Source organism: Anoxybacillus sp. B2M1 (genome assembly GCF_001634265.1).
GTDB classification, from domain to species: domain Bacteria; phylum Bacillota; class Bacilli; order Bacillales; family Anoxybacillaceae; genus Anoxybacteroides; species Anoxybacteroides rupiense.
In genome coordinates this window covers 2,669,126-2,694,519 of sequence record NZ_CP015435.1, presented here as the reverse complement: position 1 = coordinate 2,694,519, position 25,394 = coordinate 2,669,126, and the positions used below count along the sequence as shown (strand labels likewise).

The following is a 25,394-nucleotide window of genomic DNA, read 5'->3' as shown; positions in this document are numbered from 1 at the left end:
TCACTCCAACACATTTCCTTTATCGTTAATGATCTGTCCTTCAAAGCCATGAATAAAATAATCTTTCTTTTCATTCACTACAATGTGCCATGTTGGTGTTAACACTTGTGAAGCCGTAAATTGCACAAGCCCATAATATCCGATCTCAATTTTCGTCACTCGGTCCTTCGGCTTTAAATAATCTTTTTTATACAATGTTTCGATCGCTTTAATCGCCGGAATAATTTCTTGCTTTTTATCATATTCCTCTAGATCGTCCAATAGCGTTTGTTCATATGAGACGACTTCATTTTTCTCATTTAAGTGCAGCAGCAGCTTGCCGCTTGAATTTTTATAAATCATTCTGCGGTTATATTTTTGATAACAAGTAATCGTTTTCGATTTATTATCATATTCCCAAAACGCGTAATCCTTCCCATGAATAATGTTTTGCTGCAAAAATTGATTTAAACTGTAAGCATCTTCAAAATCGCCAATAGCTACCGGATGGATAAAGGTTGCTTGTAGCACGGATTGGTTGCTTGCTGTGATTTTTTGATTCTTTAATTTGGCAATTTCATCTCGAGTAAAGATCTTGCTTTTACCGCTAACATAGGAGGCCTTTTTAATTTCTTTTGGTATATCTACATACGTGATGCCGTTCGCTGCTAACTGTTCTTCAATGGTCTCTTCTAAAAGAACATCTAATTGGCTGCTGTTGCGTTTTTGGATAAACTGATACCCTAAAAAAAGATCCAGGATGAGGAAAGTAATAATAAAAATCGTCTTTGTTTTATTCCAATCCAACAGCATTGCCTCCCCTCATCTCGTCTGAGTCATCATCAGAGAACTTTTTCCATGTTCCATTATATAAATAAAACCAATCCGGCTCTAATACAACCACCTTTTCTCTTTCTTGATCTTTCACAAGCTCATATCCTAACGTGACCTCCGTCAGCAATTCCTTTTTAAAGCCTTTTATTTTTTCCAGCTGTTGAATCACTTGCCGTCCGGACTGTAGTTGAACTGGTACGCTTGTGCGATCTGGAATTTCGAGGCGAAATAGCGGACGTTGGTATTTGTTGATTTCAGCTGCTCCCCAAATTTGAACAATCTCTGACATTCCATAGTTATTGAAAACGGGATGATTGTTCACAAAAAGACGAAAGACAACTTTTCGTTCTTCACGATCCCATTGGACAAAGTGGTACATGTCGGTCCAACCGCCATGCTCATTGACAAAATCAATACTTTTTTGAATCAAGGATGCGCTTTCTTCACTGGATGGCCCAATTGTATATTTAGCCGCTGGATTTACATATAAAAGCAGCTTTTGCAAAAAGTCAACATCCATCAGCCGCGATCCATCTGTATATTCCTCTCCAAATGTCAAGATGTCCTTTTTTACGAAGCTCGGATCACTAAATAAGGCCTCTTTAAATTTATCTGTATCAAGCTCATCTGTATAATATTGCAAACGATCCATTGTCATTTCTTTTTCTGGTAGAAACAACGTTTTTGTTTCACTTACGTTGTAAGCAAAATAACGCGGTAGCTTCTCCGTATGTTCATATAACTGATTGATTTCTTCAAATGGAACATCCTTGGCCGTAGCCTTGTATATTTTACGGCGTTCTGTAGAGACAAAATAAACCGTAAGACTTGAATGTTTTTCTACAGGAATGATGATCGTATCAAAGCCAATACTATCTAGCCCTCGATCGTCAATTCGAAAAATGGTTTGATAAATATTCATCGGAATTTCGTCAGGGTAAATAATTTCTATTTTCCCTCTTCCATGAATAAAAGACAAAAAGCTTTCTTTGGATACCGTCGAGGAAACATTCTCAAAATCATCAAACGTCCACTTTTTCATGTTTTTAAACAATTTATTTATTTCCGTTTCTTCTATCAATCCGTAATGAGCTGCATTTTTATGAATCAATATTTGCGAAGGACGTACAATCATCGATGGATCTACTTGCGCATTACTGACAGATACGTTTTGGACGTATTCACCATTTTGGATCACATCATATTTTGGGTGATAGGTCCATAGCCCCCATGTAAACAAAATGCTTGTTAACACCAAAACCGTCAACACAATCGTTTTCGCTGTTTCATACCTCATCCCATTCATCCTCTTGAATCCGTTCCAACGGTAATGTAAAGAAAATGGTCGTTCCTTTATGCTCTTGGCTTTTTGCCCAAATGTTCCCGCCATGGGCAACAACGACCTCTTTGGCAATCGCTAATCCAAGCCCTGTTCCACCTAGCTTTCGAGAGCGCGCCTTATCCACGCGATAAAAACGGTCAAATACTTTAGCGAGATCAGATTTAGGAATACCAACTCCCTCATCTGTCACGCTGACTAAAATTTCGTTATTCAGCTCTTTTACACGAAATGTAATATTACCGCCTTGAGGAGAATACTTTAATGCATTTGAAATAATATTATCAAGTACTTGCGTAATTTTATCTTCATCAATTTCAACAAAGATCGCTTCGTCAGAGATTTTGCGAATAAACGTTATATTTTCGTTTTTCGTCAATTCAAAACGATCAATCACCTTATGAAAATATCTCGAGAAATTAACCCAAGATTTATTTAGCTTATAGTCTTTACTATCTAATTTCGAAAGCCGCAACAGATCATTGACTAATCGAATCATTCGTTCCGTTTCTGTCTGTGTTACTTCAATAAACCGTGGAGCAATCTGTTCATCTCTCCATAATCCTTCTCCCAGCGCCTCCAAATAGCTTTTCATCGTTGTCAGTGGCGTTCTTAGCTCGTGTGAAACGTTAGCTACAAATTCTCTTCGCTCTTGATCGATTTTTTCTTGTTCTGTAATATCGTGCAGTACAACGATCAAACCGTTGACAAATCCTGTTTCCTTTTGAATCACAGACAAGGAGGCGCGCAAAATATAAAGTTCCTCCTCCGTACTAAAGTCTAAAATGAGCGAATCTCCTTCTTCAATTAATGTTTCAAATGTATACTGATCCTCCAATCCAAGCACATCAACAATCGAGCTGGAAAGCACTGTTTCACGTGAAACATTTAAAATATTGAGCGCCGCATCGTTAATCAAAATAATCTTGCCACGGCGGTCCGTCGCAATAACGCCATCTGTCATATGCGTAAGCACAAGAGCTAATTTGCGCCGTTCTCCTTCTGTTGTGGCCTGCGCCTCCTCTAGCTTCTTCGTTAAATTATTAAATGTCATGGCGAGCTGGCCAATTTCATCATATCCATATACTTTTACTTTTCTTGAAAAATTGCCTTTTGCCATGGCTAATGCCTGTCTGCGCATATCAGAAATGGGCCGGGTGATCGTACGAGCGAGCAAAATCCCTAGTACCGCTGTAATAGCTAGGGCAATTCCTGTCCCGGTAGCAAAGATCTTGTTGATTTGCCGCATCTGTGAAAATACATTTTCCATAGATGCAATCACATAGATGGCTCCTTTAATTTCATTATTCATCTTAATCGGAGTGGCAGAAATATACATCCGATGGCCCGTTTTCTGGTCAATGAATGCTCGGTCAACCATTTCGCCCGTCACAAGCGCCCGCTTGACAAAAATTTCCGTTGTCCGTTTTCCGACAATGTTTTGCATATAAGGATTGGAAGTAGCCAGCACCTTGCTTTTATCATCAATAACACTGACTTCTGAAATATCCTGCGAGACAAAATCATGAAGAAGGGAGCGAATTTCTTCTTCCAATGTTGGACTTTTAGCATCTCGGTCTTTGTTCATTGCTTGATCTACGTTATAAGCAAGCAATGTGATTCGCTCATTCAGCGAAGTTTTAAAGCTTTGAACAAGCTGTGTTTCTAATTCTCTCACAAAGTACACACCGATAATTTGCATCGCAACGAGAATTAATAAGACATAAATCAGCACAAACTTAAAATGAATCGAACGAAATGGGCCTACTTTTTTCATGATGCTTCCTTTACTCCTGTTCTGGGTTGCGCAAGTAATATCCTACACCGCGTCTCGTCACGATCCATGTCGGATGAGAAGGATTATCTTCAATTTTTTCTCGCAAACGGCGAACCGTCACATCCACAGTGCGGACATCTCCATAATAATCATATCCCCACACCGTTTGCAGTAAATGCTCCCTCGTCATGACTTGTCCAATATGCTTCGCTAGATAATGAAGCAATTCAAATTCACGGTGTGTTAGTTCAATCGTTTCTCCTCTCTTTAATACAATATAAGCATCTGGCCGAATGACAAGCGATCCGATTGTAATTTCGCTTATATCATCGTTCTCTTCATCATCTTGAACATTAGCATTTGGCTGATGACGGCGCAAATTCGCCTTAACGCGTGCCAACAGTTCTCTTGTACTAAACGGCTTCGTGACATAGTCATCAGCTCCTAGCTCCAATCCAAGTACCTTATCAATCTCAGAATCCTTTGCTGTTAACATAATAATCGGCATATCATATTTTTTCCGCACCTCTCGGCATACCTCCATGCCATCTTTTTGCGGAAGCATAATATCAAGCAAAATGAGATCAGGTTCAATTTCTTCCACTTTTTGTAATGCTTCTATACCATCATATGCACAAATGACTTCATAGCCCTCTCTTTGCAAATTAAACTGTAAAATATCAGCAATTGGTTTTTCATCATCTACCACAAGAATTCGTTTTTCCATCATCATTCACATCCTTTCCTTATCCGATGGATTCATTCGCAAAAAAAGCTCCATATTAATAATGTATCATGTTATTTACGGGAATTCACTTACTACCCATTGCCAATTCGGCAAAAGAAAAGCATAGATACCGCTCGTATCTATGCTTTATTTCTAATCGTTAGGCATACACGCTGCGAACGACGTTCGTTTGCGAACGATCTGGACCAACAGAGAAAATAGAAAGCGGGATGCCTGTCAGCTGTGAAATGCGCTCTACATAATGACGAGCATTCGCTGGCAGTTCGTCTAAGCTTTTGACGCCTGTAATATCTTCCGTCCAGCCTGGAAGCTCTTCATAGACGGGTTCGCACTCCGCTAGCACCTTCAAGCTTGCCGGAAATTCCTCTATGATATTTCCTTTATAGCGATAAGCCACACAAATTTTTAACGTTTCAATTCCTGTTAATACGTCAATGGAATTTAATGATAAATCCGTAATTCCGCTGACTCGGCGAGCATGGCGGACTACTACGCTATCAAACCAGCCCACGCGGCGTGGACGCCCTGTTGTTGTACCATATTCTCTTCCAACCTCGCGAATGCGATCGCCAATTTCATTATGTAATTCCGTTGGGAACGGGCCATCGCCGACACGGCTTGTATATGCTTTCGCTACTCCTACCACATGTTTAATTTTTGTCGGTCCTACTCCTGACCCAATTGTAACGCCGCCAGCCACTGGATTAGAAGAAGTCACAAACGGATACGTTCCTTGATCAATATCCAGCATGACGCCTTGCGCGCCTTCAAATAGCACACGTCGTCCTTCATCCAAAGCGTTATTTAGCACGACAGATGTATCGCATACATATTGCGCAATTTGTTGTCCGTATCCATAATACTCTTCAAAAATATCCTCAAGTTTCAATCCTTCAATTCCGTACACTTTTTCAAATAAAACGTTCTTCTCTTGTAAATTGCGGGCAAGTTTTTCCGCAAATACGTCACGATCTAATAAATCAGCAATACGAATGCCGATTCGGGCTGCTTTATCCATATACGCCGGACCGATTCCTTTTTTAGTTGTGCCGATTTTATTGGCTCCTTTGCGCTCCTCTTCCGCTTCATCAAGCTTTAGATGATATGGCAAAATCACATGAGCACGGTTGCTGATACGCAAGTTGTCCGTTGAAATGCCCCGATCATGTAGATATTGCAGCTCAGCAATAAGAGCTTTCGGATCAACCACCATTCCATTTCCGATTACACATATTTTATCTTTATAAAAAATTCCTGATGGAATGAGATGCAGCTTATACTTTTCTCCATGAAAAACAATCGTATGTCCCGCATTATTTCCGCCTTGATACCTTGCGATCACTTCTGCATTTTCTGATAAAAAGTCGGTAATTTTTCCTTTTCCCTCATCTCCCCACTGTGTCCCAACAACAACTACCGAAGACATGGCGAGCACCTCCACTTTACTCAATGTAAACATAGTAAGTGTAGCACTTTTATTGACTAAAGTCAACGAAACACGAACATTGGATAGATATTTCTCTTTTTTATTCGTATAAAAATAGAAATGCTTATCCAAAGAACCGTTCAGCTTTTAGGCTCCTGGAGGAATTTGTGTATCATCAAAACGTCTCTCTAAATTTACAAACTTATTATATTCTTTAATAAAGGCGAGCTGCACCGTGCCAACAGGACCATTCCGTTGTTTAGCAATAATAATTTCAATAATGTTTTTATTCTCCGATTCTTTATCATAATAATCGTCGCGATATAAAAAGGCGACGATATCCGCGTCCTGTTCAATACTTCCCGATTCGCGAATATCGGACATCATCGGCCGTTTATCTTGACGCTGTTCAACGCTGCGGGAAAGCTGCGATAAAGCAATAACGGGTACTTCTAGCTCACGGGCCAGCGCTTTTAGCGCGCGGGAGATTTCAGATACTTCTTGCTGGCGATTCTCTCTATTCCTTCCGCTTCCTTGAATGAGCTGTAAATAATCAATCAATACCATCCCAAGACCACTCTCTTGCTTCAAGCGGCGGCATTTCGCCCGAATTTCACTGACGCGAATGCTAGGGGTATCATCAATATAAATTCCTGCATTCGATAAGCTTCCCATCGCCATCGTTAATTTTCCCCAATCTTCAGAGGTCAGCTTTCCTGTCCGCAAATTTTGGGCATTGATATTTCCTTCGGCACACAGCATCCGCATAACCAACTGTTGAGCGCTCATCTCTAAGCTAAAAATGGCAACGTTTTCGTTCGTTTGTGTCGCCACATTTTGCGCAATGTTTAACGCAAAAGCGGTTTTTCCAACAGAGGGACGAGCAGCAACAATGATTAAGTCGCTGCGCTGAAATCCAGCCGTCATGCGATCAAGCTCAGTGAAGCCGGTCGGGATTCCAGTAATCTCCCCTTTGCGGTTATGAAGCATTTCAATATTGTCGTACGCCTGAACAAGCACATCCTTTATATTTTGAAACGTACCAGAATGCTTCCGCTGCGCCACCTCCATAATCTTTTTTTCCGCTTCGTTCAGCAGTACATCAACCTCATCTTCACGTGTGTAGCCATCTTGCGCAATAGAGGTGGCTGTACGAATTAAACGGCGCAAAATCGATTTTTCTTCCACAATGCGCGCATAATATTCAACGTTGGCAGCAGTGGGAACCGCATCAGCTAATTCGCTTAAATATGATACTCCCCCCACTTCTTCCAACGCTTTGGAATCTACCAGCTCTGCAGTTACTGTTACTAAGTCGACAGGCTCTCCTTTATCAGCCACTTTGAGCATCGCGTGGAAAATTTTTTGATGAGCAGCACGGTAGAAATCTTCTGGTATTAAAAGCTCAGAAGCGGGAGTCAGCGCCGAAGAATCAAGAAAAATCGCACCAAGTACGGCTTGCTCTGCTTCAATATTTTGTGGCGGAATGCGCTCTGCAAATAGATCATTCATCTCTTTCACCACCTTTTTGATGCTGTTGGGTAACGATTCTCATAAGAAAAATGTGATTTGTATGGGGGATTCCCCATAAAATCACATTTTTTATCAGGTTATTTTTGTTCGCTGACATGTACTTTTAATGTTGCCGTTACTTCCGGATGAAGTTTAACAGGTACATTTGTATAGCCTAATGCACGAATCGCATCCTCTAATTCAATTTTGCGTTTATCCACTTTCAATTGAAATTGGCTTTGCAGCGCTTCTGCAATTTGTTTACTTGTAATGGAGCCGAAGAGGCGACCGCCTTCACCAGCTTTTGCTGATAGCTGTACCGTCAGTTGCTCCAATTGCTCTTTTAACTGCTTCGCTTTTGCCAATTCCTCTTCTGCTTGACGTTTTTCTTTATTTTTTTGTGCTTCTAGCGCCTTTAAATTAGTAGGAGTCGCTTCAACGGCGAGCCCTTGCTTAAAAAGAAAGTTTTGAGCATAACCGTCTGCCACATTTTTAATTTCGCCTTTTTTGCCTTTTCCTTTTACATCTTTTAGAAAAATAACTTTCATGATTTTTTTCCTCCTTCTAAATACTCGTCAATGGCTGCACGCAAACGATGCTCTGCTTCTTCAACCGTTGTATCAGCCAGCTGAACGGCAGCATTCGTTAAATGGCCGCCGCCTCCCAGGCTCTCCATAATGACCTGAACATTGATGTCTCCGAGCGAACGGGCGCTAATTCCGATCAGATTATCTGTGCGCTTCGAAATCACAAAGGAAGCCACTACCCCATTCAATGTCAGAAGCGTATCAGCCGCTTGAGCGATTAGAACTTGGTCATATGCTTCATTTGGGCTTCCTTTCGCAATAGCGATTCCTTTCGCGTTAATAGAGGCATTTTCAATGATTTTAGCTCTTTTTACATAGTTGGTGATATTTTCCTTGAGCAGCTTTTGCACTAATACCGTATCGGCTCCTTGAGCACGCAAGTATGAAGCAGCATCAAACGTACGAGAGCCGGTTCGCAGCGTAAAGCTTTTCGTGTCAACCACAATTCCTGCTAGCAGCGATGTTGCCTCTAGCATCGTCAGCCGCATGCGCTGCGGTTGATATTCAAGCAGCTCGGTTACGAGTTCTGAGGTTGATGAAGCATAAGGCTCCATATATACAAGCAGCGGATTATTAATAAATTCTTCACCGCGGCGATGATGGTCAATCACCACAATATTATCGGTCCGAAACACTAGTTTCTCTTCAATCACTAGTGAAGGACGATGCGTATCCACAATAATTAACAAGGTATCATCGCTGACAAGCTCAAGCGCTTGTTCCGGTTTAATGAATCTTGACCAAAGTTCCGGGTAATTTTTAATTTCCTCAATCAGCCGTTGAACACCTGCATCAATACGATTCGTATCCAAAACGATAAACCCTTCTCTTTGATTAAGCTGAACAAGCTTTAACACACCGATGGCAGCGCCTAATGCATCCATGTCCGGATATTTATGTCCCATAATCATGACCTTGTCACTGTCAACAACTAGCTCTTTTAATGCGTGGGAAATCACACGGGCACGCACCCTCGTGCGTTTCTCCATCGGATTTGTTTTCCCGCCGTAAAATTTTACTTTCCCATTCGCTTGTTTGATTGCCACCTGATCGCCTCCGCGGCCAAGCGCTAAATCCAAACCAGATTGGGCAAGCGCCCCTAACTCCGGTAGCGAAGAAACGCCTGTACCAATGCCAATGCTCAATGTTAATTGAACATTATCCTTCATGGTATGTTCGCGAACTTCATCCAAAATCGCAAACTTGCCTTTTTCAAGCTGCTGTAAAATTTGTTCATTTAATACAGCGACAAAGCGATCAGAGGATGTTCGTTTAAGGAATAATCCATAATCATGCGCCCATTTATTCAGCATCGAAGTGACTTGGCTGTTCAGCTGGCTTTTTGATTGATCGTCCATTCCTTGAGTAATCTCATCATAATTGTCGAGAAAAATAACGCCTAATACGACTCGTTCTGCTTCATATTGTTTTTCGATTTCAATTTGATCAGTTACATCAAAGAAATATAACAGCTTTTCTTCCCGCCTAATAATGACTTGAAATTTCCGATCATGAATATCAATCATTTCTGTGTCAACTTCTTGTTTAATCAGCGGAATTAATTGGTCAGCAACATCATATAACGAGCGGCCTACCAACGTCTGCTCCCCAAAGCAGGATGTCAAAAATACGTTTGTCCATTCAATTACATAATCGTCATTAATCAGCATGATCCCAATCGGCATTTCCATCAAGGCCTCTTCGCCCACTTTTTTTAGCCTATGGGATAAATTAGAAATATGCTGTTCAAGCTCCGTATAGAGCGTACGCTGCGATTTTACGACATAATAAAGCACAAAAGCGAGGAGCAAAAAACTGGCTAACCCCAAAATCCATTGGAAATAAGCGATCACTCCTATTAGTCCGAGCGCAATCATCATTAATGCATAAAGGGGATAGCGGTATGCCTTCTTTTTATAAAAATGAGACATTCATGTCAGCTCCTAAACCATAAAAATAATCCCATCGCCTAGCGAATGCGTTTCCGTAATTCGAATCCTAAATCAATTATACCTAATATTACAATAACATAAAGCAAAAAAGGGAGAAAGAAGCAAAACAACGTTCCGACTACAACGATGCTTTTTGCCATTTTTTTCTGCTCAGCGACATAATAGAGGAAAGAAAAACCTTGAATCAAAAACAAAAGCTGTAATACATAATAGAGATTAATAACGGCAATAAAGACAAAGGATCCTTTTTCTAATGGAAAAAATGTCGCTAATAGTATAATCAGGTAATACCATAAAAGCGGCTTTGGTAGCATAATATGACGAAAAGGAGGCCACGTTCCTATCGGCATATTTAAGCGTTTTAAAATCGGAATCGAAGCCATGATCGTTAAATAAGCAGCAGCAAGCGCTGATAAAACAAACACGGACGGTATAATGTATTGCACAAACTCCAACATTTGTTGGAAGCGATCTTGCATTTCTTTCGGAGGCTCTTGTCCCATTCCTTTCATGATTTGCATAGAGGCATGAAAGGATTCTTTTAGCATTGAAAGCGTTTGAGCAATAATGTCTAAGTTAAAAAATTTGACTGAAATAATATAATCAAGCACGATATTGACCAAAAACACAAGAGTCGCTACTGTTAAAATTAAGTAGCGGTTTTTCTTTTTTGCAAACATAATGCCGATCACAATTCCGCTTGTTCCAAACATCAGCACAACGGGTAGCGATAATAATGAACCGATTAGGGAAGAGACAATAAGCGCCACAGCCAGCAACATGAATCCTGGAGCATAGCCATGTCTCATTGTAAACACGATAAAAGGGAGAGATAAAAAGAAAAGCGCAACCACCGATAAAAATGGAACGTACAAAAAGATTAAAAATAGTACAATAAAAATCGCCAGCTGAATCGCCGCTTCTGTCAGCACATATGTATTTTTCATCCGAACCGAATCCCTCCTATCATCAAAAAAAGCAGTAAGGATGCCGTCCCCCCTTACTGCTTTTTCTTTTATTCACCCGCTACGTATGGCAACAATGCCATTTGACGAGCACGTTTAATTGCTACCGTTAATTTGCGTTGATATTTCGCGCTTGTACCTGTTACACGGCGTGGTAAAATTTTGCCGCGCTCAGAAATAAATTTCTTTAACGTATCCACATCTTTGTAATCGATGTGTGTAATTCCGTTTGCTGTGAAATAACAAACTTTGCGACGTTTTGCGCGTCCGCCTTTACGTCCTGCCATTTTATTTTCCTCCTTTCTTTTTTCAATTATGATATCCAAAATGAAGTTTACGTTCAAATGTCTCGTTTCGGCTTTTCACGCGCAAGCAGGTGCTTGTACGATCCAAAGCCGTCTTTGCGATCTATGATTAAAACGGTAAGTCGTCATCGGATATATCAATAGGCTGTCCATCATGGGCAAACGGATCCTCATCGATGCGACTATAGCCTGGGTCGGTTGTGTGACGCGGGTTCTGATTTTGTCCAAATGGATAAGGCTCTCCATAATAGCCGCCTGTTGCTGCACCACGCTGTTCCGTACTACCTTTAGGCTCAAGAAATTGAACACTATCAGCAACCACCTCGGTTACGTACACACGCTTTCCATCTTGCCCTTCGTAACTTCTCGTTTGCAAACGGCCATCCACGCCAGCCAAGCTTCCCTTTTTTAAGAAGTTCGCCACATTCTCTGCTGGACGACGCCAGACGACGCAATTGATAAAATCTGCTTCACGTTCGCCTTGCTGGTTTGTAAACGGGCGATTAACAGCTAATGTAAACGTGGCAACAGCTACTCCACTTGGAGTATAGCGCAATTCTGGATCTCTTGTAAGTCTCCCTACAAGAATTACGCGGTTAATCATCAGAACCACTCCTTAAAAATCACGGAATTATTCTTCCTCTTTAACAACGATATGACGAATAATGTCTTCGCTGATTTTCGCTAAACGGTCGAATTCTTGTACCGCTTTTGGCTCAGACATCACGTTTACGATCATGTAGTAACCGTCGCGGAAGTCATTGATTTCATAAGCTAAACGACGTTTACCCCATTCTTTTACGTTCGTGATTTCCGCACCGTTTTCTGTTAGGATGCCGTTGAAGCGTTCAACTACTGCTTTTCTTCCTTCATCATCCATGTTCGGGCGGATAATATACATAATTTCATATTTTCTCATTCCAGTCACCTCCTTTTGGTCTAAACGGCTCTATGAAAAGAGCAAGGAGCAATATGCATTACTCACATTTTCTGATTATATCATGGCTAAAAGATCAATGCAATACTATACATTAAAACGGAAATGCATAATATCGCCATCTTGAACCTCGTAATCTTTTCCTTCTAAACGAACTTTCCCTGCTTCACGCGCTGCTGCCATGGAACCGCAAGCAAGCAAATCGTCGTAAGAAACCGTTTCAGCACGAATAAATCCTCTTTCAAAGTCCGAATGAATAATTCCGGCGCACTGCGGAGCCTTCATTCCTTTACGGAACGTCCATGCACGAACCTCTTGTTCCCCGGCTGTAAAATAAGTGGCTAGTCCTAACAAGTTATATGCAGCCCGAATTAACTGATCGAGTCCTGATTGTTCGATTCCTAGTTCTTGCAAAAACATTTGTTTTTCTTCCTCGTCCAGTTGGGCAATTTCCTCCTCTACTTTTGCACAAACAACAATCACTTCAGCATGGTCGCTTTGCGCAAATTCACGAACTTGCTGAACATACGGATTGGCAGATGGATCGGCAATGTCCTCTTCCCCTACGTTCGCTACATACAGCATTGGTTTGATGGTTAATAGGTGAAGCTGTTTTACCACCTTCATTTCTTCTTCCGTAAAAGACAACGTCCGCGCGGCCTTTCCCGCTTCAAATGTTTCTTTTAAACGCATAAGAATCTCATACTCGAATACCGCTTCTTTATCTTTTTGCTTCGCTAATTTTCCTACGCGATCTATCCGCTTATCAACGGTTTCAAGATCAGCCAAAATGAGTTCTAGGTTAATGGTTTCAATATCGGAAAGCGGATTGACTTCCCCTGCTACATGGGTAATATTTTCATCAGCAAAACAGCGAACGACTTGGCAAATTGCGTCGACTTGACGGATATGCGACAAAAATTTATTTCCAAGCCCCTCTCCTTTGCTTGCGCCTTTGACAATGCCGGCAATATCAGTAAATTCAAACACGGTTGGCACCGTTTTTTTCGGGTTGACAAGCTCCGTTAATTTTTTTAAACGTTCATCAGGTACTTCAACCACTCCAACATTCGGCTCAATTGTACAAAATGGATAGTTCGCAGACTCTGCTCCAGCTTTTGTAATCGCATTGAATAGTGTTGATTTTCCCACATTCGGCAAACCAACAATTCCTGCTGTTAATCCCATTGCTTCCACTCCTCTAACCGTCAACATCTTTCCTCATTATAGAGAGTAAAAAATAAAATGACAAGCGCGTTCATGGATTAATTTTTTCAATGTTTACTAAGCAATCATATAACGTGCTTCCCAAACCGTTATCAGATTCGCCATCAGGCGTGAGTACATTCACACTTCCACCAAATTTTCCCCATTGTCCTTCATCGACATTGATCGTTTTTGGATGAGCTTTCGCGAGAACTTTCACCTTGCCGATAAGCTCGCCCCGCTCATTAAACAGCCTTGCCATATCTCCATCCGACAGCTCTTTTTCCACTGCAATATCTTGGGAAATCTCAATTTTGATTGATTGCATGGCTTTAATCAAATGATAATGCTGCGAATGATTGGAACGCAGCGGATGGATCGTCAGCAAACGATATGGATATTTTTCCGCTAATCGCTTATTTCCCGCTTTCGATTCAGCTGGGTACATGATTTTTAATTTTCCATCCATCCCTTTTTGTTCTGCGAAGGAAGATGTGAATTCATATTTACCGCTCGGTGTCTGAAAGCGATAATCATTCCATGGGACCGGGTGAACAGGTAACAGCAAATGCTTTTCCTGCTTTAGCTTTTCTAACGTGATCCCGTATTTTTCAAGCCCATCAAGCCCCATCTTTAAAAATTCTTCTCTTGAAAAGGCAAAATCGTCTGCAAATCCTAACCGTTCGGCTAAGCTTGTCCAAATCCAAAGATCTGGTTTCGCTTCTCCTGGAGCTTGAACAAGAGCAGGACCATAATTGACATAAGCATGATACATCGAGGAATAGTAAAGATCCTCCTCCTCAAATACCGTTGTGGTCGGCAGTACATAATCGGCGATCTCCGCTGTATCCGTCATAAACTGTTCAAAAACAACCACCGTTTCCACTGATTGAAAGGCTTGTTTCACTAGATTGGTATTGGGTACTTGAGTCAATGGATTTCCACATGTTACAATAACCATTTTTATATTCGGATCAGTGGCTTGCAAAATTCCTTCGGCTTGCTTCATCATCGGAAATGTACGAGATGCCGTTTTCCGCTCCGGCAAAGTCAAGGCTTCTATATTGAAGCTTTGACCAACCTGCAAATTGCCAAAATTGACGCCACCGCCACTGATGCCAATATTTCCGCTTAAAGCTCCTACAGCATCAATCAATCGAATCGTATTTCCGCCATTAGCATAACGCTGCATTCCAAGTCCCAAATACGTCATCGTTGGACGGTTTCCGTATATAAGGGCTAACTCTTTCATGATCTCGCGCGCAACCCCGGTTAATTGTTCAATCTCCTCCATTGTGATCTGGTTCAATAAATTCTGGAGATCTTCGAATCCGACTGTATAGGTTTCAATAAAATGCCGATCTTCAAGGCCAAGGCGCAGCAGCTCCTTCATAATTCCCATCGCTAAAAAGCCATCCATTCCTGGCGCTACAGACACATACAAATCCGCGATTTGTGCTGTTTGATTGGAAATCGGATCAATGACAACGAGCTTCGTTCCTTGCTTCTTGACAGACTGAAGGTGTCCGAATAAATGCATATTCGTGCGGGCAACATTTCTGCCCCATATCACTACATTGTTGCTATTGTAAATATCCTCGGGAGCATGGCTGTAAGCGTTGCCGAAATCCCACTTTTGCGCCTCAATCCCAGCTCCCCAACAAATGCTTCCTATTAATTCCGTAACTCCTCCGTAGCAATTAAAAAACCGGCGATCCAAATTTTTTAGTAGTCCGTTATTCGCGTAATCATGGCTATGAAGAACAGCTGTAGTCTTATACTTTTCCTTAATCTCCCGCATTTTTTCTGCAATTTCATCCAATGCTTGTTCCCAAGAGATCCGCATAAATGTTCCATTCACTTTTTTCAAAGGGTAAAGCAATCGCTCTTGGGAATTGGTCCGTGCCTCCAGCATACGTCCTCGTCCACAAATTTTCCCTCGAGTAATTGGGTGGCGGTCATCTCCATCCACTTTGATTACTTTGCCATCATGGACCGTCACCTTCAATCCACATGTGTCCCAGCAATTTAAAGGACACGATGAGATATGAACGTCTGGCATTTCCTCCATTCCCCCTCTTTAATAAAGAGCATGAGGAATTACTCCTCATGCTTTTCCAGCACCTTTTTCAGCTTACGAACAAATTCCTTCCTCGGGAGCAACACGCTATGGGCACAGCCTTCACATTTGATGCGAATATCTGCTCCCATGCGAATCACCTTCCAGCGGTTCGTTCCACACGGATGCGCTTTTTTCATTTCTACAATGTCATGCAGACTAAACTCTTTATCCATTGATTCCTCCTCCTTTACGCATCAGCTTTTGCTCGTGGTTGAGGCAAACCTTCTTCGCCTTCGCGATTATACAGAACAAGCTTTGGAAATGGAATTTCAATTCCATTTTCATCCAAGCGCAGTTTAATCTCCTTGCGCAATGCCCGAGCCACAAAAAAATGGCGCATCGGTTTTGTTTCACAGGTCACTCGAAGGACAACCTCTGAGCTTGTCAAATTTTGAATACCTAAAAGCTCAGGTGCAGCCACCATATCCTCATATTTCTCTGGAAGTTCGCTCAACAGCTGGCGAATGACTTCCTCTGCTCGTTCAAGATCTCCATCGTGAGAAACACTCACATCAACAACTGCGACACTATTATGCAATGAAAAGTTCGTTACTTGTGTAATGGTTCCATTAGGCAAAATATGAACTTCGCCTGTCCAGCTTTTTATTTTGGTTACCCTTAGTCCAATGGCTTCTACATATCCTTCAAAATTGCCGATTCGAACATAATCACCCACCGAGAACTGATCCTCAAAAATAATGAAAAACCCTGTAATGACATCTTTCACCAAGCTTTGGGCACCAAAACCAACCGCCAACCCAACAATCCCTGCGCCAGCAAGCAGCGTTCTTACTTTCACGTCAAATGTATCTAAAATCATCACAAATGCTATAAAGTAAATAACATACGTAATCGTGTTATCGAGCAGTTTTAATAATGTCGCTTCTCGTCTTTCTGAAAAACGAATCGGCGCTTTTTGGCGCATTTTAAAAATATTATGAACGGCCATTTTTAAAATCTTGGAGATCACTATTGCCACCAAAATAATCGCAATGATTTTTACACTTCCAATGCCAATCTTGGCCCAAAAATCTTCATTAGAAAAAAATTCCCAAACATTTTCATAAGCTTTTTTCATCCTCTTTCACCTTTCATCTTCTTCCTACATACGTTAAATTACCTCTTAATCACTATTATACATACCAATCATTGTACCAATATTTCAAATGATTTTGTAGCGTGACAGCTTCCGATTAAGCTCTGTTATAACTTCCTCGTTTCACAGCATCCTGTGCCGTATAAGAAAACTAGAATCCCAATGTATATAATTCTTGTTTTTTCCGTATACTGTTTAGTACTTACTTGATATCAGGAGTGAATATTCATGAGTATCTCTTCGCTTTTTTTTCATTCCAAAAATGAAAAAGAACGAGTTTTCCATGATGAACAAGGAGCCTCTACTTGGATTGCGATGCGCCTTATTTCCCTGCTTTCTTCGCCGATCACGCAACCATTAGCCATTGTTTGTATTGGAACAGACCGATCAACCGGAGACTCGCTCGGTCCTCTTGTCGGGACCATGCTCAAAGAAAAGAATTTGTCTTATTTTCAAGTATATGGAACATTGGAAGAACCGATTCATGCAGTAAATTTAGAGGAGAAAATTAATGGGATTCGCGTTCTTCATGACAATGTTTTTATGATCGCCATTGATGCTTGTCTTGGAAGATTAAAAAGCGTTGGCGCCATTACAGTTGCTGAAGGGCCCGTCCGGCCAGGTGCCGGTGTAAACAAGCAACTTCCTCCGGTTGGAGATCTTCATATTACAGGAGTCGTCAATGTCAGTGGATTTATGGAATTTTTTGTTTTGCAAAATACCCGTCTTCATTTAGTAATGAATATGGCTAAAACGATTGCAAACGGCATTTATGAAGCAGACCGCTATCTGAAGCGTCAAGAGTATTTAGCCGCTACCGCCCTAAATCAAGAACAAATGAAGCCTTTCTAAAGCAAAAATCCCCTCTTGATTCTATAATACAAGAAGGGATTTTTACTTTACCAGAAATGAAGAGCGGTTATAATCACAGCGGTCATAAGGATGCTTGGCAACAAATTAGCGACACGGATCGCTGTGATTCCTAACAAATTCAAGCCGATAGCCATAATTAAAATACCGCCTACTGCAGTTGATTCGGCAATAAATGAATTCATTAATTCTTTCGGAACCCATGCTTGGATTTGTGTTGCTAATAAAGCGATGATTCCTTCATATAGCATAACAGGAACAGCAGAAAAAATGACTCCGATTCCCATTGTTGTTGTAAGAATGATGCTTGTAAATCCGTCAATCATCGATTTAGTATATAAAACCCGATGATCTCCTCGTAAACCGCTGTCCATAGCTCCAATAATCGCCATGGCTCCAACCACAAACAGCAATGTAGCTGCTACAAATCCTTTGGCTATATTTCCTTGGTTGTGTCCTCCTACTTTTCTTTCCAGCCATTGTCCAAGCTTGTTTAATTGATGATCCAGATTCCACAGTTCCCCTATCATACCGCCAAAAACAAGACTGCAAATGACAATTAAAAAATGCTCACTTTTTAGCCCCATTTGTATTCCAAGCAAGGTCACAGCAAGACCAATTCCGCTCATAACGGTCCCTTTCATTTGCTCAGGAATCTTGTGGAATATTTTACCTAATAAAGATCCGATGATAATGCAAATCCCATTCACAATTGTTCCTAATAACACCAAAACAATTTGCCTCCCTAGATAAAGCGGATGATGCTCAATATGCATCCATGCTTTTCCAATGTCTGTTGTTCGTAAATAAAGTAAAATCACCAAAAAAGAAAAACGGATCTTTCTGTTCATAATATGTGTAGCTCTTCTTCAAAGACAGTCTCATAAAAGATATACTATGTTATTGGCACCAACTGCGAAGAAAGAAAAAAATAAACCATCAAAGGCTGATGGCTCGGCTATTCATCCAGTTGTACATTTAATAACTGCAAAATTCGTTCTAAATCTTCATTGGAGAAAAATTCGATTTCAATTTTGCCCTTCTTACGATTTTGCTTAATCGTCACATTTGTGCCAAACTTTTCTCTTAATAATGACTCACTTTGTTTAACAAAAACGCTCTTTTCTTTTTTGGGTTTGACTGTTTCACGTGAAACACGCTCGTTCGTCTCCTGAATAAGCTTTTCAAGCTGGCGAACATTTAATTGCTCCGCTATCACCTTTTCAATAATCGCTTTCATTTTTTCTTTTCTTTTTAATCCCAACAAAGCGCGGCCATGCCCCATCGATAACGTTCCATCGGTAATCAATTGCTGAATTTCTTTTGGCAGCGATAAAAGCCGCAAATGGTTCGCAACATGCGGACGACTTTTTCCAATGCGTTGGGCCAGCTCCTCTTGCGTTAATTGAAGATGTTCCATAAGAGTTTGATAGGCCTTGGCTTCTTCAATAGGAGTTAAATCTTCTCTCTGAAGATTCTCAAGGAGCGCAAATTCCATCATCTGCTGCTCTGTCAAATTGCGCACCACAACAGGAACCGTTTTTAAATGCGCTTCTTTAGCAGCGCGATATCGCCGCTCTCCCACTACAATTTCATAGCCTTTAATGCTTTTTCGCACAATGAGCGGCTGCAAAATTCCATGCTGGATAATCGATTGCTTCAGCTCTTCAATCGATTCCGGATGAAATGTTTGCCGAGGTTGATAAGGATTGGGACGCAGCTCTTTAATCTGAATCTCCTGAATCGTTTCTTCCTCGCTTACTTCCAAATTCGAAAATAGCGCATTAATCCCTTTTCCAAGTCCTTTAGCCACGCGCGACCACCTCCTTTGCCAATTCTAAATACACTTCTGCCCCTTTTGAACGCACGTCATAAAGGATAATCGGCTTTCCATGGCTCGGTGCCTCGCTCAAGCGAACATTGCGCGGAATGATCGTGTCATATACTTTTTCCCGAAAATATTTTTTCACTTCTTGAATGACTTGAAGCCCTAAATTCGTTCGGGCATCGAGCATCGTTAACACGACGCCTTCCAATTTTAATTGCGTATTCAAATGCTTCTGCACGAGGCGAATCGTATTCAACAATTGGCTTAATCCTTCAAGCGCATAATACTCACATTGCACAGGAATCAATACGGCATCTGCGGCTGTCAATGCATTCAATGTAAGCAGCCCAAGGGATGGAGGACAATCAATCAATACAAAATCATATACATTTTTTAAAGGCTCAAGAGCTTTTTTTAAAAGAATTTCGCGTGAAACCACAGAAACTAATTCAATTTCTGCCCCAGCTAATTGAATCGTAGCTGGAATCATATATAAGTTTTCAATATTTGTCGGCCTTACTACATCTTTGGCTTTCATATTTTCTACTAGGACATTATAAACGCACTCATCTACATCGCCTTTTTCAATTCCGATGCCGCTTGTAGCATTCCCTTGTGGATCAATATCGACAAGCAAGACCCTTTTTCCTATATGTGCCAAGCAAGCTGCTAAATTCACAGCCGTTGTCGTTTTCCCTACTCCGCCTTTTTGATTTGCAATTGCAATGATCTTGCCCACGGTGACACCTACCTCTAACAATCGTACTCATATGTCCTATTTTATCATGAAACAAAAAAAATGGATGTATTTTCTATGCATCGCATGAAATAAAAACCTCATCACACGCGATATGATGAGGTCGCATTGAATCATTTATTTTTTCGGGATACGAATTGTAATTTGATAATAATCCTCAAAATCTTCTTCTTCAGAATCGATCGAAAGACCGTTATCAGCCACCATCGCTAATGACTGGCGAATGGTATTGACAGCGATTCGCATATCCTTGCTGAAAGCTTTTCGTTTCGGCTTGGGCTTTGGACGATTGGCTTCTAATATCTTTGATACGCGATCTTCTGTCTGTTTGACATTTAATTGTTTTTCAATAATCTCTTTTAAAAGCTTTAATTGCTTGTCCCGATCCTTTAAAACAATGAGCGCTCGCGCATGCCGCTCTGTAATCGTTCGTTGCAATAGCGCCTCTTGAACCTCTTGAGGCAATTTTAGTAAACGAAGCTTATTGGCAATAGTGGACTGACCTTTCCCTAACCGCTGCGCCAGCGCTTCCTGCGTCAAATGGTGCAATTCCAATAGCTTGGCATACGCCAGCGCCTCCTCAATCGGCGTTAATTCTTCGCGCTGCAAATTTTCAATTAAAGCAACTGAAGCGGTTTCTTTATCATTTAAATTTTTGATAATGGCTGGAATTTCTGTCCATCCCAGCGTTTGAACGGCACGCCAGCGCCTTTCTCCTGCAATGATTTCATATTTGCCATTTTCACATTCACGAACAACAATCGGCTGAATGATTCCATGTGTTCGAATCGTTAAAGCGAGCTCGGCAATTTTCTCATCATCAAAAATGGTTCGTGGTTGAAAACGGTTCGGAACAATTTGCGATACTGGAATTTTTCTTACTTCTTCATTCTCATGTTTTTCAATCATTTCTTCTTGTTCCTTTTCTCCAAAACTAAAGAAGCGCGAAAAAGGATGCTTCATTCCCCTCTACACCACCTTTAAAAACTCTCCCCTGTTTTAACAATGTTCCCAGTCGGCGTTCTCATTCAATTGGAAGTTTATTTGGAATCCCTGGTTTCCGAGGATACTGCTTGGTTGTTTTCCGTTTCTTATGAATAAAAATAATGGTCCGCTCGCTCTCTTCGATCGGCAACGTAAATGAATGAGTGGCTGCAACTTCTCCACCAAGAACTTTAATCGCTGTTTTTCCTTGTTCCAATTCTTCTTGAGCGGCCGCTGCTTTCATGGCAATAAATGTCCCATTTACTTTCACCAATGGAAGGCATAGCTCACTGAGCACAGACATTCGAGCAACCGCCCGAGCCATGACAACGTCAAATGCCTCTCGGATCCCTTCTCGTCTAGCGAACGTTTCGGCACGGTCATGATAAAAAGCGACATCTTCCAATTCGAGCGCTGAGGCAAGAGCGTGAAGAAAAGTAATGCGCTTTTGCAGCGAATCGACGATCGACAATTTCAGATGCGGAAAGCAAATTTTCAACGGAATGCTCGGAAATCCGGCTCCAGCCCCGACATCACAAAGCGACATTGGCTTTGAAAAATCGTAATAAAACGCAGGAGAAATGGAGTCAAAAAAATGCTTTAAATAAACCCCCGATTGATCCGTAATCGCTGTTAAATTCATTTTTTCGTTCCATTCAATCAACAGCTTATAATAGATTTGAAATTGTTCCAATTGTCGGGGAGAAAGAGAAATCCCTTTCTCCTCCAATAGGCTCTGAAACTGTTTGGTATCCATATGCCAATCCCTTCACTATGTTATTCATTCGACACGCGAGCAATTCTTCCTTGTTCTAAATACACTAATAATATCGAAATATCTGCAGGATTTACTCCTGAAATGCGCGAAGCTTGCGCAATAGAAAGAGGCCGGACTTGTTTTAATTTTTGGCGAGCTTCGGTCGCAAGGCCTGTAATTGCATCATAATCAATATCTTCAGGAATTTTTTTGTTTTCCATTTTCTTTAAACGTTCTACTTGCTGAAGTGACTTTTCGATATATCCTTCATACTTGATTTGGATTTCTACTTGCTCCACCACATCGGACGGAAGCTGTTCTTCAGCTGGAGCAAGCAGCTGAATATGCTCATAGGTCATTTCTGGACGCTTCAATAAATCAGAAGCTCGAATGCCATCTTTTAATTCGCTGCCTCCCGCCTGACGAATGACCTCTTGAACTTGGTCTGTTGGTTTAATGATCCATGCTTGAAGACGTTTTTTCTCTTTTTCAATCGCTGCTTTCTTCGCTAAAAACTTCTGGTAACGCTCTTCGGAAATCAATCCCATTTTATACCCGATTTCTGTAAGACGCAAATCGGCATTATCATGTCGGAGCAACAAGCGATATTCTGCCCGGGATGTCAACAAGCGGTATGGCTCATTGGTTCCCTTTGTCACAAGATCGTCAATCAGTACGCCAATGTAAGCATCAGAGCGGCTTAAAATGAGCTCTTCTTTTCCAAGCGCTTTGCGGGCCGCATTAATTCCAGCAATAATGCCCTGCCCCGCCGCTTCTTCATAGCCGGAGGTACCGTTGATTTGTCCAGCTGTATATAAGTTTTTCACTACTTTTGTTTCTAGCGTTGGCCATAGTTGGGTTGGAACAATGGCATCGTACTCAATCGCATAGCCCGCTCTCATCAGCTGCGCTTGCTCAAGTCCCGGAATCGTTGACAATATTTTTCGTTGAATATGCTCTGGCAAGCTGGTGGAAAGCCCCTGTACATATACTTCTTCCGTATTCCGGCCCTCTGGTTCCAAGAAAATTTGATGACGCGGTTTATCGTGGAAACGGACAATTTTATCTTCAATTGATGGGCAATAACGCGGGCCCGTTCCTTTAATCATTCCCGAGTACATCGGCGATAAATGCAAGTTTTCATCAATTATGCGATGCGTCTCTTCCGTCGTATAAGTCAGCCAGCACGGCAACTGATCTGTAATGTATTCCGTTGTTTCATATGAAAATGCCTGTGGAGTATCATCTCCCGGCTGGATTTCTGTTTTGCTATAATCGATCGAACGGCTATTGACTCGCGGAGGAGTTCCCGTTTTGAATCGTACGAGCTGAAAACCGAGCTCCTCTAAATGCTCTGACAGCTTAATGGACGGCTGTTGGTTATTTGGACCGCTTGAATACTTAATATCGCCAATAATAATCTCTCCACGCAAAAATGTTCCCGTCGTAATGACAACCGTCTTTGCGTAATATTGAGCGCCCGTATGAGTCATGACCCCTTTGCACACGCCTTCTTCAACAATTAGCCGCTCTACTTTTCCTTGAAGAAGCGTCAAATTCGGTTCACGCTCAAGCGTTTTCTTCATTTCATGCTGATACAAAAATTTATCTGCCTGCGCTCGTAACGCGCGAACAGCCGGACCTTTTCCCGTATTTAACATTCTCATTTGAATGTATGTTTTATCGATGTTTTTCCCCATTTCCCCGCCTAGTGCATCAATTTCTCGAACAACAATTCCTTTGGCAGGGCCGCCGATAGACGGATTACATGGCATAAAAGCGACCATATCCAGGTTTAACGTAATCATTAACGTCTTGGCACCCATTCGCGCTGCAGCCAGTCCTGCTTCACATCCGGCATGGCCAGCACCGACAATGATGACATCATATGATCCGCCATGATACTCCATTTGAAACAACCTCCTTTTCATTTCCCTAAACAAAATTGAGAGAACAGCTGATCAATCAAACTTTCGTGTACCGTATCCCCTACAATTTCTCCTAACAATTCCCATGCTCTTGTCAAATCAATTTGTACAATATCAATTGGGACTCCTGCCTCTATTCCCGCAATGGCTTCCTCAATCGCTTTTTTCGCTTGATGGAGCAAAGCGATATGCCTTGAGTTTGACACATATGTCAAATCCGCAGCTTCCACCGCTCCGGCAAAAAATAACGTAGAAATAGCCTCTTCCAATTGGTCAATGCCTTTTTCCTCTAATAAAGAAGTGGCGATAATCGGATGTTCATTTGCAAGCTGTTTTACACGTTCCATATCGATTCTTTGCGGCAAATCCGTTTTATTCACAATGATGATAACATCCTTCTCTTTTACACTTTCAAAAAGCTGCTCATCTTCCTCAGTCAGCGGCTCATTGTAATTTAAAACAAATAAAACCAAATCCGCCTCTTTCACCATTTGCTTTGAACGTTCAACACCGATTCGCTCGACGACGTCCTCTGTTTCGCGAATTCCCGCTGTATCAATCAGTTTTAACGGAACACCACGGACATTGACATATTCTTCAATAACATCTCTTGTCGTTCCCGGAATATCTGTGACAATTGCCTTATTTTCATGAACAAGACTATTTAACAAAGATGATTTTCCAACATTCGGGCGACCGATAATGACGGTTGCCAGCCCTTCTCGCAATATTTTTCCTTGGTGCGCCGTTTGTAAAAGCCGTTCGATTTCCGAATGAACATACTGCGATTTCTCGAGAAGCAGTCGATGCGTCATTTCCTCTACGTCATCATATTCAGGATAATCAATGTTCACTTCCACATGAGCAAGCGTTTCTAAAATCGTTTGCCGCAGCTGGCGAATCATTTTTGATAATCGCCCTTCCATTTGATTAAGAGCCACATTCATCGCTCGATCGGTTTTTGCACGAATTAAGTCAATCACCGCTTCAGCCTGAGATAAATCAATGCGACCATTTAAAAATGCCCGCTTTGTAAATTCGCCCGGCTCAGCCAAACGAGCCCCATTTGTCAAAACAAGCTGCAAGATACGGTGAACGGAAACTAGCCCCCCATGACAGTTAATTTCGACGACGTCTTCTCTTGTAAACGTCTTAGGCGCCCGCATAACAGCAACCATTACTTCCTCCACCGTACGACCATCAGCCGGGTCAATAATATGCCCATAATGGAGGGTATGTGAAGGCACATCATTCAGACGTTTTTTCCCTTTTCCTTTGAAAAGGCGATCCGCAATAGCAATGGCTTCGCTTCCGCTCAAACGAACAATGGCGATGGCGCCTTCCCCCATCGGAGTAGAAATCGCAGCAATTGTATCAAACTCCATATATTTTCACCTCTCTTCTATCCTTGTCTATGATCTATATTGTAAACAAGAGAATCGCTTGCAATCATTAAATAATCCACAATTCAGGAAGTAATCAAAG

The 25,394-nt window shown here is 41.5% G+C and carries 24 protein-coding genes; 1 reads left to right on the top strand and 23 read right to left on the bottom strand.

The genetic code is table 11. From position 1 onward, the window contains the following. From GFC28_RS13165 to GFC28_RS13090, 16 genes are all read right to left on the bottom strand, one after another. Window positions 1-786 (bottom strand): two-component system regulatory protein YycI, encoded by a 786-nt coding sequence (locus GFC28_RS13165; protein WP_044745203.1) that lies wholly within the window; start codon window positions 784-786, stop codon window positions 1-3. Further along, the gene (locus GFC28_RS13160) at window positions 773-2,119 is read right to left on the bottom strand and encodes a YycH family regulatory protein (RefSeq protein ID WP_044745167.1); all 1,347 of its coding nucleotides are present in this window, start codon (window positions 2,117-2,119) and stop codon (window positions 773-775) included. Before GFC28_RS13160 ends, GFC28_RS13165 begins: the two co-directional genes overlap by 14 nt. After that, window positions 2,100-3,929, bottom strand: coding sequence for a cell wall metabolism sensor histidine kinase WalK (gene walK, locus GFC28_RS13155; protein WP_044745166.1), 1,830 nt, complete (start codon window positions 3,927-3,929; stop codon window positions 2,100-2,102). The genes GFC28_RS13160 and walK overlap by 20 nt, the downstream gene beginning before the upstream one ends. A gap of 10 nt (window positions 3,930-3,939) precedes the next feature. Continuing rightward, complete coding sequence (yycF, locus tag GFC28_RS13150; RefSeq protein WP_044745202.1) at window positions 3,940-4,656, bottom strand: response regulator YycF; 717 nt, start codon at window positions 4,654-4,656, stop codon at window positions 3,940-3,942. 160 nt (window positions 4,657-4,816) lie between these two features. Further along, the gene (locus GFC28_RS13145; RefSeq protein WP_044745165.1) at window positions 4,817-6,103 is read right to left on the bottom strand and encodes an adenylosuccinate synthase; all 1,287 of its coding nucleotides are present in this window, start codon (window positions 6,101-6,103) and stop codon (window positions 4,817-4,819) included. A gap of 147 nt (window positions 6,104-6,250) precedes the next feature. After that, window positions 6,251-7,615, bottom strand: coding sequence for a replicative DNA helicase (gene dnaB / locus GFC28_RS13140; RefSeq protein ID WP_044745164.1), 1,365 nt, complete (start codon window positions 7,613-7,615; stop codon window positions 6,251-6,253). A 98-nt stretch (window positions 7,616-7,713) separates the two neighbouring features. Further along, window positions 7,714-8,163, bottom strand: coding sequence for a 50S ribosomal protein L9 (rplI, locus tag GFC28_RS13135; RefSeq protein ID WP_044745163.1), 450 nt, complete (start codon window positions 8,161-8,163; stop codon window positions 7,714-7,716). Continuing rightward, the gene (locus GFC28_RS13130; protein ID WP_044745162.1) at window positions 8,160-10,133 is read right to left on the bottom strand and encodes a DHH family phosphoesterase; all 1,974 of its coding nucleotides are present in this window, start codon (window positions 10,131-10,133) and stop codon (window positions 8,160-8,162) included. Before GFC28_RS13130 ends, rplI begins: the two co-directional genes overlap by 4 nt. A gap of 38 nt (window positions 10,134-10,171) precedes the next feature. Continuing rightward, window positions 10,172-11,101, bottom strand: a complete 930-nt coding sequence (locus GFC28_RS13125) for a YybS family protein (RefSeq protein ID WP_044745161.1) — start codon at window positions 11,099-11,101, stop codon at window positions 10,172-10,174. Between the two features lie 68 nt (window positions 11,102-11,169). Then, entirely contained in the window at window positions 11,170-11,406 is a 237-nt protein-coding gene (gene rpsR / locus GFC28_RS13120) for a 30S ribosomal protein S18 (RefSeq protein ID WP_027408127.1), read from the bottom strand. Between the two features lie 127 nt (window positions 11,407-11,533). Next, on the bottom strand, window positions 11,534-12,028 hold the full coding sequence (gene ssb, locus GFC28_RS13115; protein WP_044745160.1) for a single-stranded DNA-binding protein: 495 nt from the start codon (window positions 12,026-12,028) through the stop codon (window positions 11,534-11,536). A gap of 27 nt (window positions 12,029-12,055) precedes the next feature. Beyond that, the gene (gene rpsF / locus GFC28_RS13110) at window positions 12,056-12,343 is read right to left on the bottom strand and encodes a 30S ribosomal protein S6 (protein ID WP_044745159.1); all 288 of its coding nucleotides are present in this window, start codon (window positions 12,341-12,343) and stop codon (window positions 12,056-12,058) included. Between the two features lie 105 nt (window positions 12,344-12,448). After that, complete coding sequence (gene ychF, locus GFC28_RS13105) at window positions 12,449-13,549, bottom strand: redox-regulated ATPase YchF (protein ID WP_044745158.1); 1,101 nt, start codon at window positions 13,547-13,549, stop codon at window positions 12,449-12,451. 70 nt (window positions 13,550-13,619) lie between these two features. Next, window positions 13,620-15,629 (bottom strand): molybdopterin-dependent oxidoreductase, encoded by a 2,010-nt coding sequence (locus tag GFC28_RS13100; protein ID WP_044745157.1) that lies wholly within the window; start codon window positions 15,627-15,629, stop codon window positions 13,620-13,622. Window positions 15,630-15,667: 38 nt separating this feature from the next. Beyond that, window positions 15,668-15,862: a DUF951 domain-containing protein gene (locus tag GFC28_RS13095; protein WP_044745156.1), complete on the bottom strand. Its 195-nt coding sequence runs from the start codon at window positions 15,860-15,862 to the stop codon at window positions 15,668-15,670. Between the two features lie 14 nt (window positions 15,863-15,876). Continuing rightward, entirely contained in the window at window positions 15,877-16,767 is an 891-nt protein-coding gene (locus tag GFC28_RS13090; RefSeq protein ID WP_044745155.1) for a mechanosensitive ion channel family protein, read from the bottom strand. A gap of 246 nt (window positions 16,768-17,013) precedes the next feature. Between GFC28_RS13090 and yyaC the strand changes: the two genes are divergently transcribed. Then, entirely contained in the window at window positions 17,014-17,637 is a 624-nt protein-coding gene (yyaC, locus tag GFC28_RS13085; RefSeq protein ID WP_044745154.1) for a spore protease YyaC, read from the top strand. Window positions 17,638-17,684: 47 nt separating this feature from the next. Here yyaC and GFC28_RS13080 read toward each other — a convergent pair whose 3' ends face one another. The 7 genes from GFC28_RS13080 to mnmE all read right to left on the bottom strand — a co-directional run bounded on the left by GFC28_RS13080 (window position 17,685) and on the right by mnmE (window position 25,294). Further along, entirely contained in the window at window positions 17,685-18,386 is a 702-nt protein-coding gene (locus GFC28_RS13080; protein ID WP_044745201.1) for a DUF554 domain-containing protein, read from the bottom strand. A gap of 227 nt (window positions 18,387-18,613) precedes the next feature. Further along, window positions 18,614-19,468: a ParB/RepB/Spo0J family partition protein gene (locus GFC28_RS13075; protein WP_044745153.1), complete on the bottom strand. Its 855-nt coding sequence runs from the start codon at window positions 19,466-19,468 to the stop codon at window positions 18,614-18,616. Further along, entirely contained in the window at window positions 19,461-20,222 is a 762-nt protein-coding gene (locus GFC28_RS13070; RefSeq protein WP_044745152.1) for a ParA family protein, read from the bottom strand. The genes GFC28_RS13075 and GFC28_RS13070 overlap by 8 nt, the downstream gene beginning before the upstream one ends. Window positions 20,223-20,357: 135 nt before the next feature. Beyond that, entirely contained in the window at window positions 20,358-21,203 is an 846-nt protein-coding gene (gene noc, locus GFC28_RS13065; RefSeq protein WP_044745151.1) for a nucleoid occlusion protein, read from the bottom strand. A 61-nt stretch (window positions 21,204-21,264) separates the two neighbouring features. Next, window positions 21,265-21,981 (bottom strand): 16S rRNA (guanine(527)-N(7))-methyltransferase RsmG, encoded by a 717-nt coding sequence (rsmG, locus tag GFC28_RS13060; protein WP_044745150.1) that lies wholly within the window; start codon window positions 21,979-21,981, stop codon window positions 21,265-21,267. Window positions 21,982-22,001: 20 nt separating this feature from the next. Beyond that, window positions 22,002-23,891: a tRNA uridine-5-carboxymethylaminomethyl(34) synthesis enzyme MnmG gene (gene mnmG, locus GFC28_RS13055; RefSeq protein ID WP_044745149.1), complete on the bottom strand. Its 1,890-nt coding sequence runs from the start codon at window positions 23,889-23,891 to the stop codon at window positions 22,002-22,004. Between the two features lie 17 nt (window positions 23,892-23,908). Then, a complete protein-coding gene (gene mnmE, locus GFC28_RS13050) occupies window positions 23,909-25,294 on the bottom strand; it encodes a tRNA uridine-5-carboxymethylaminomethyl(34) synthesis GTPase MnmE (RefSeq protein WP_044745148.1) in 1,386 nt (461 codons plus the stop codon). Between the last annotated feature and the right edge of the window lie 100 nt (window positions 25,295-25,394).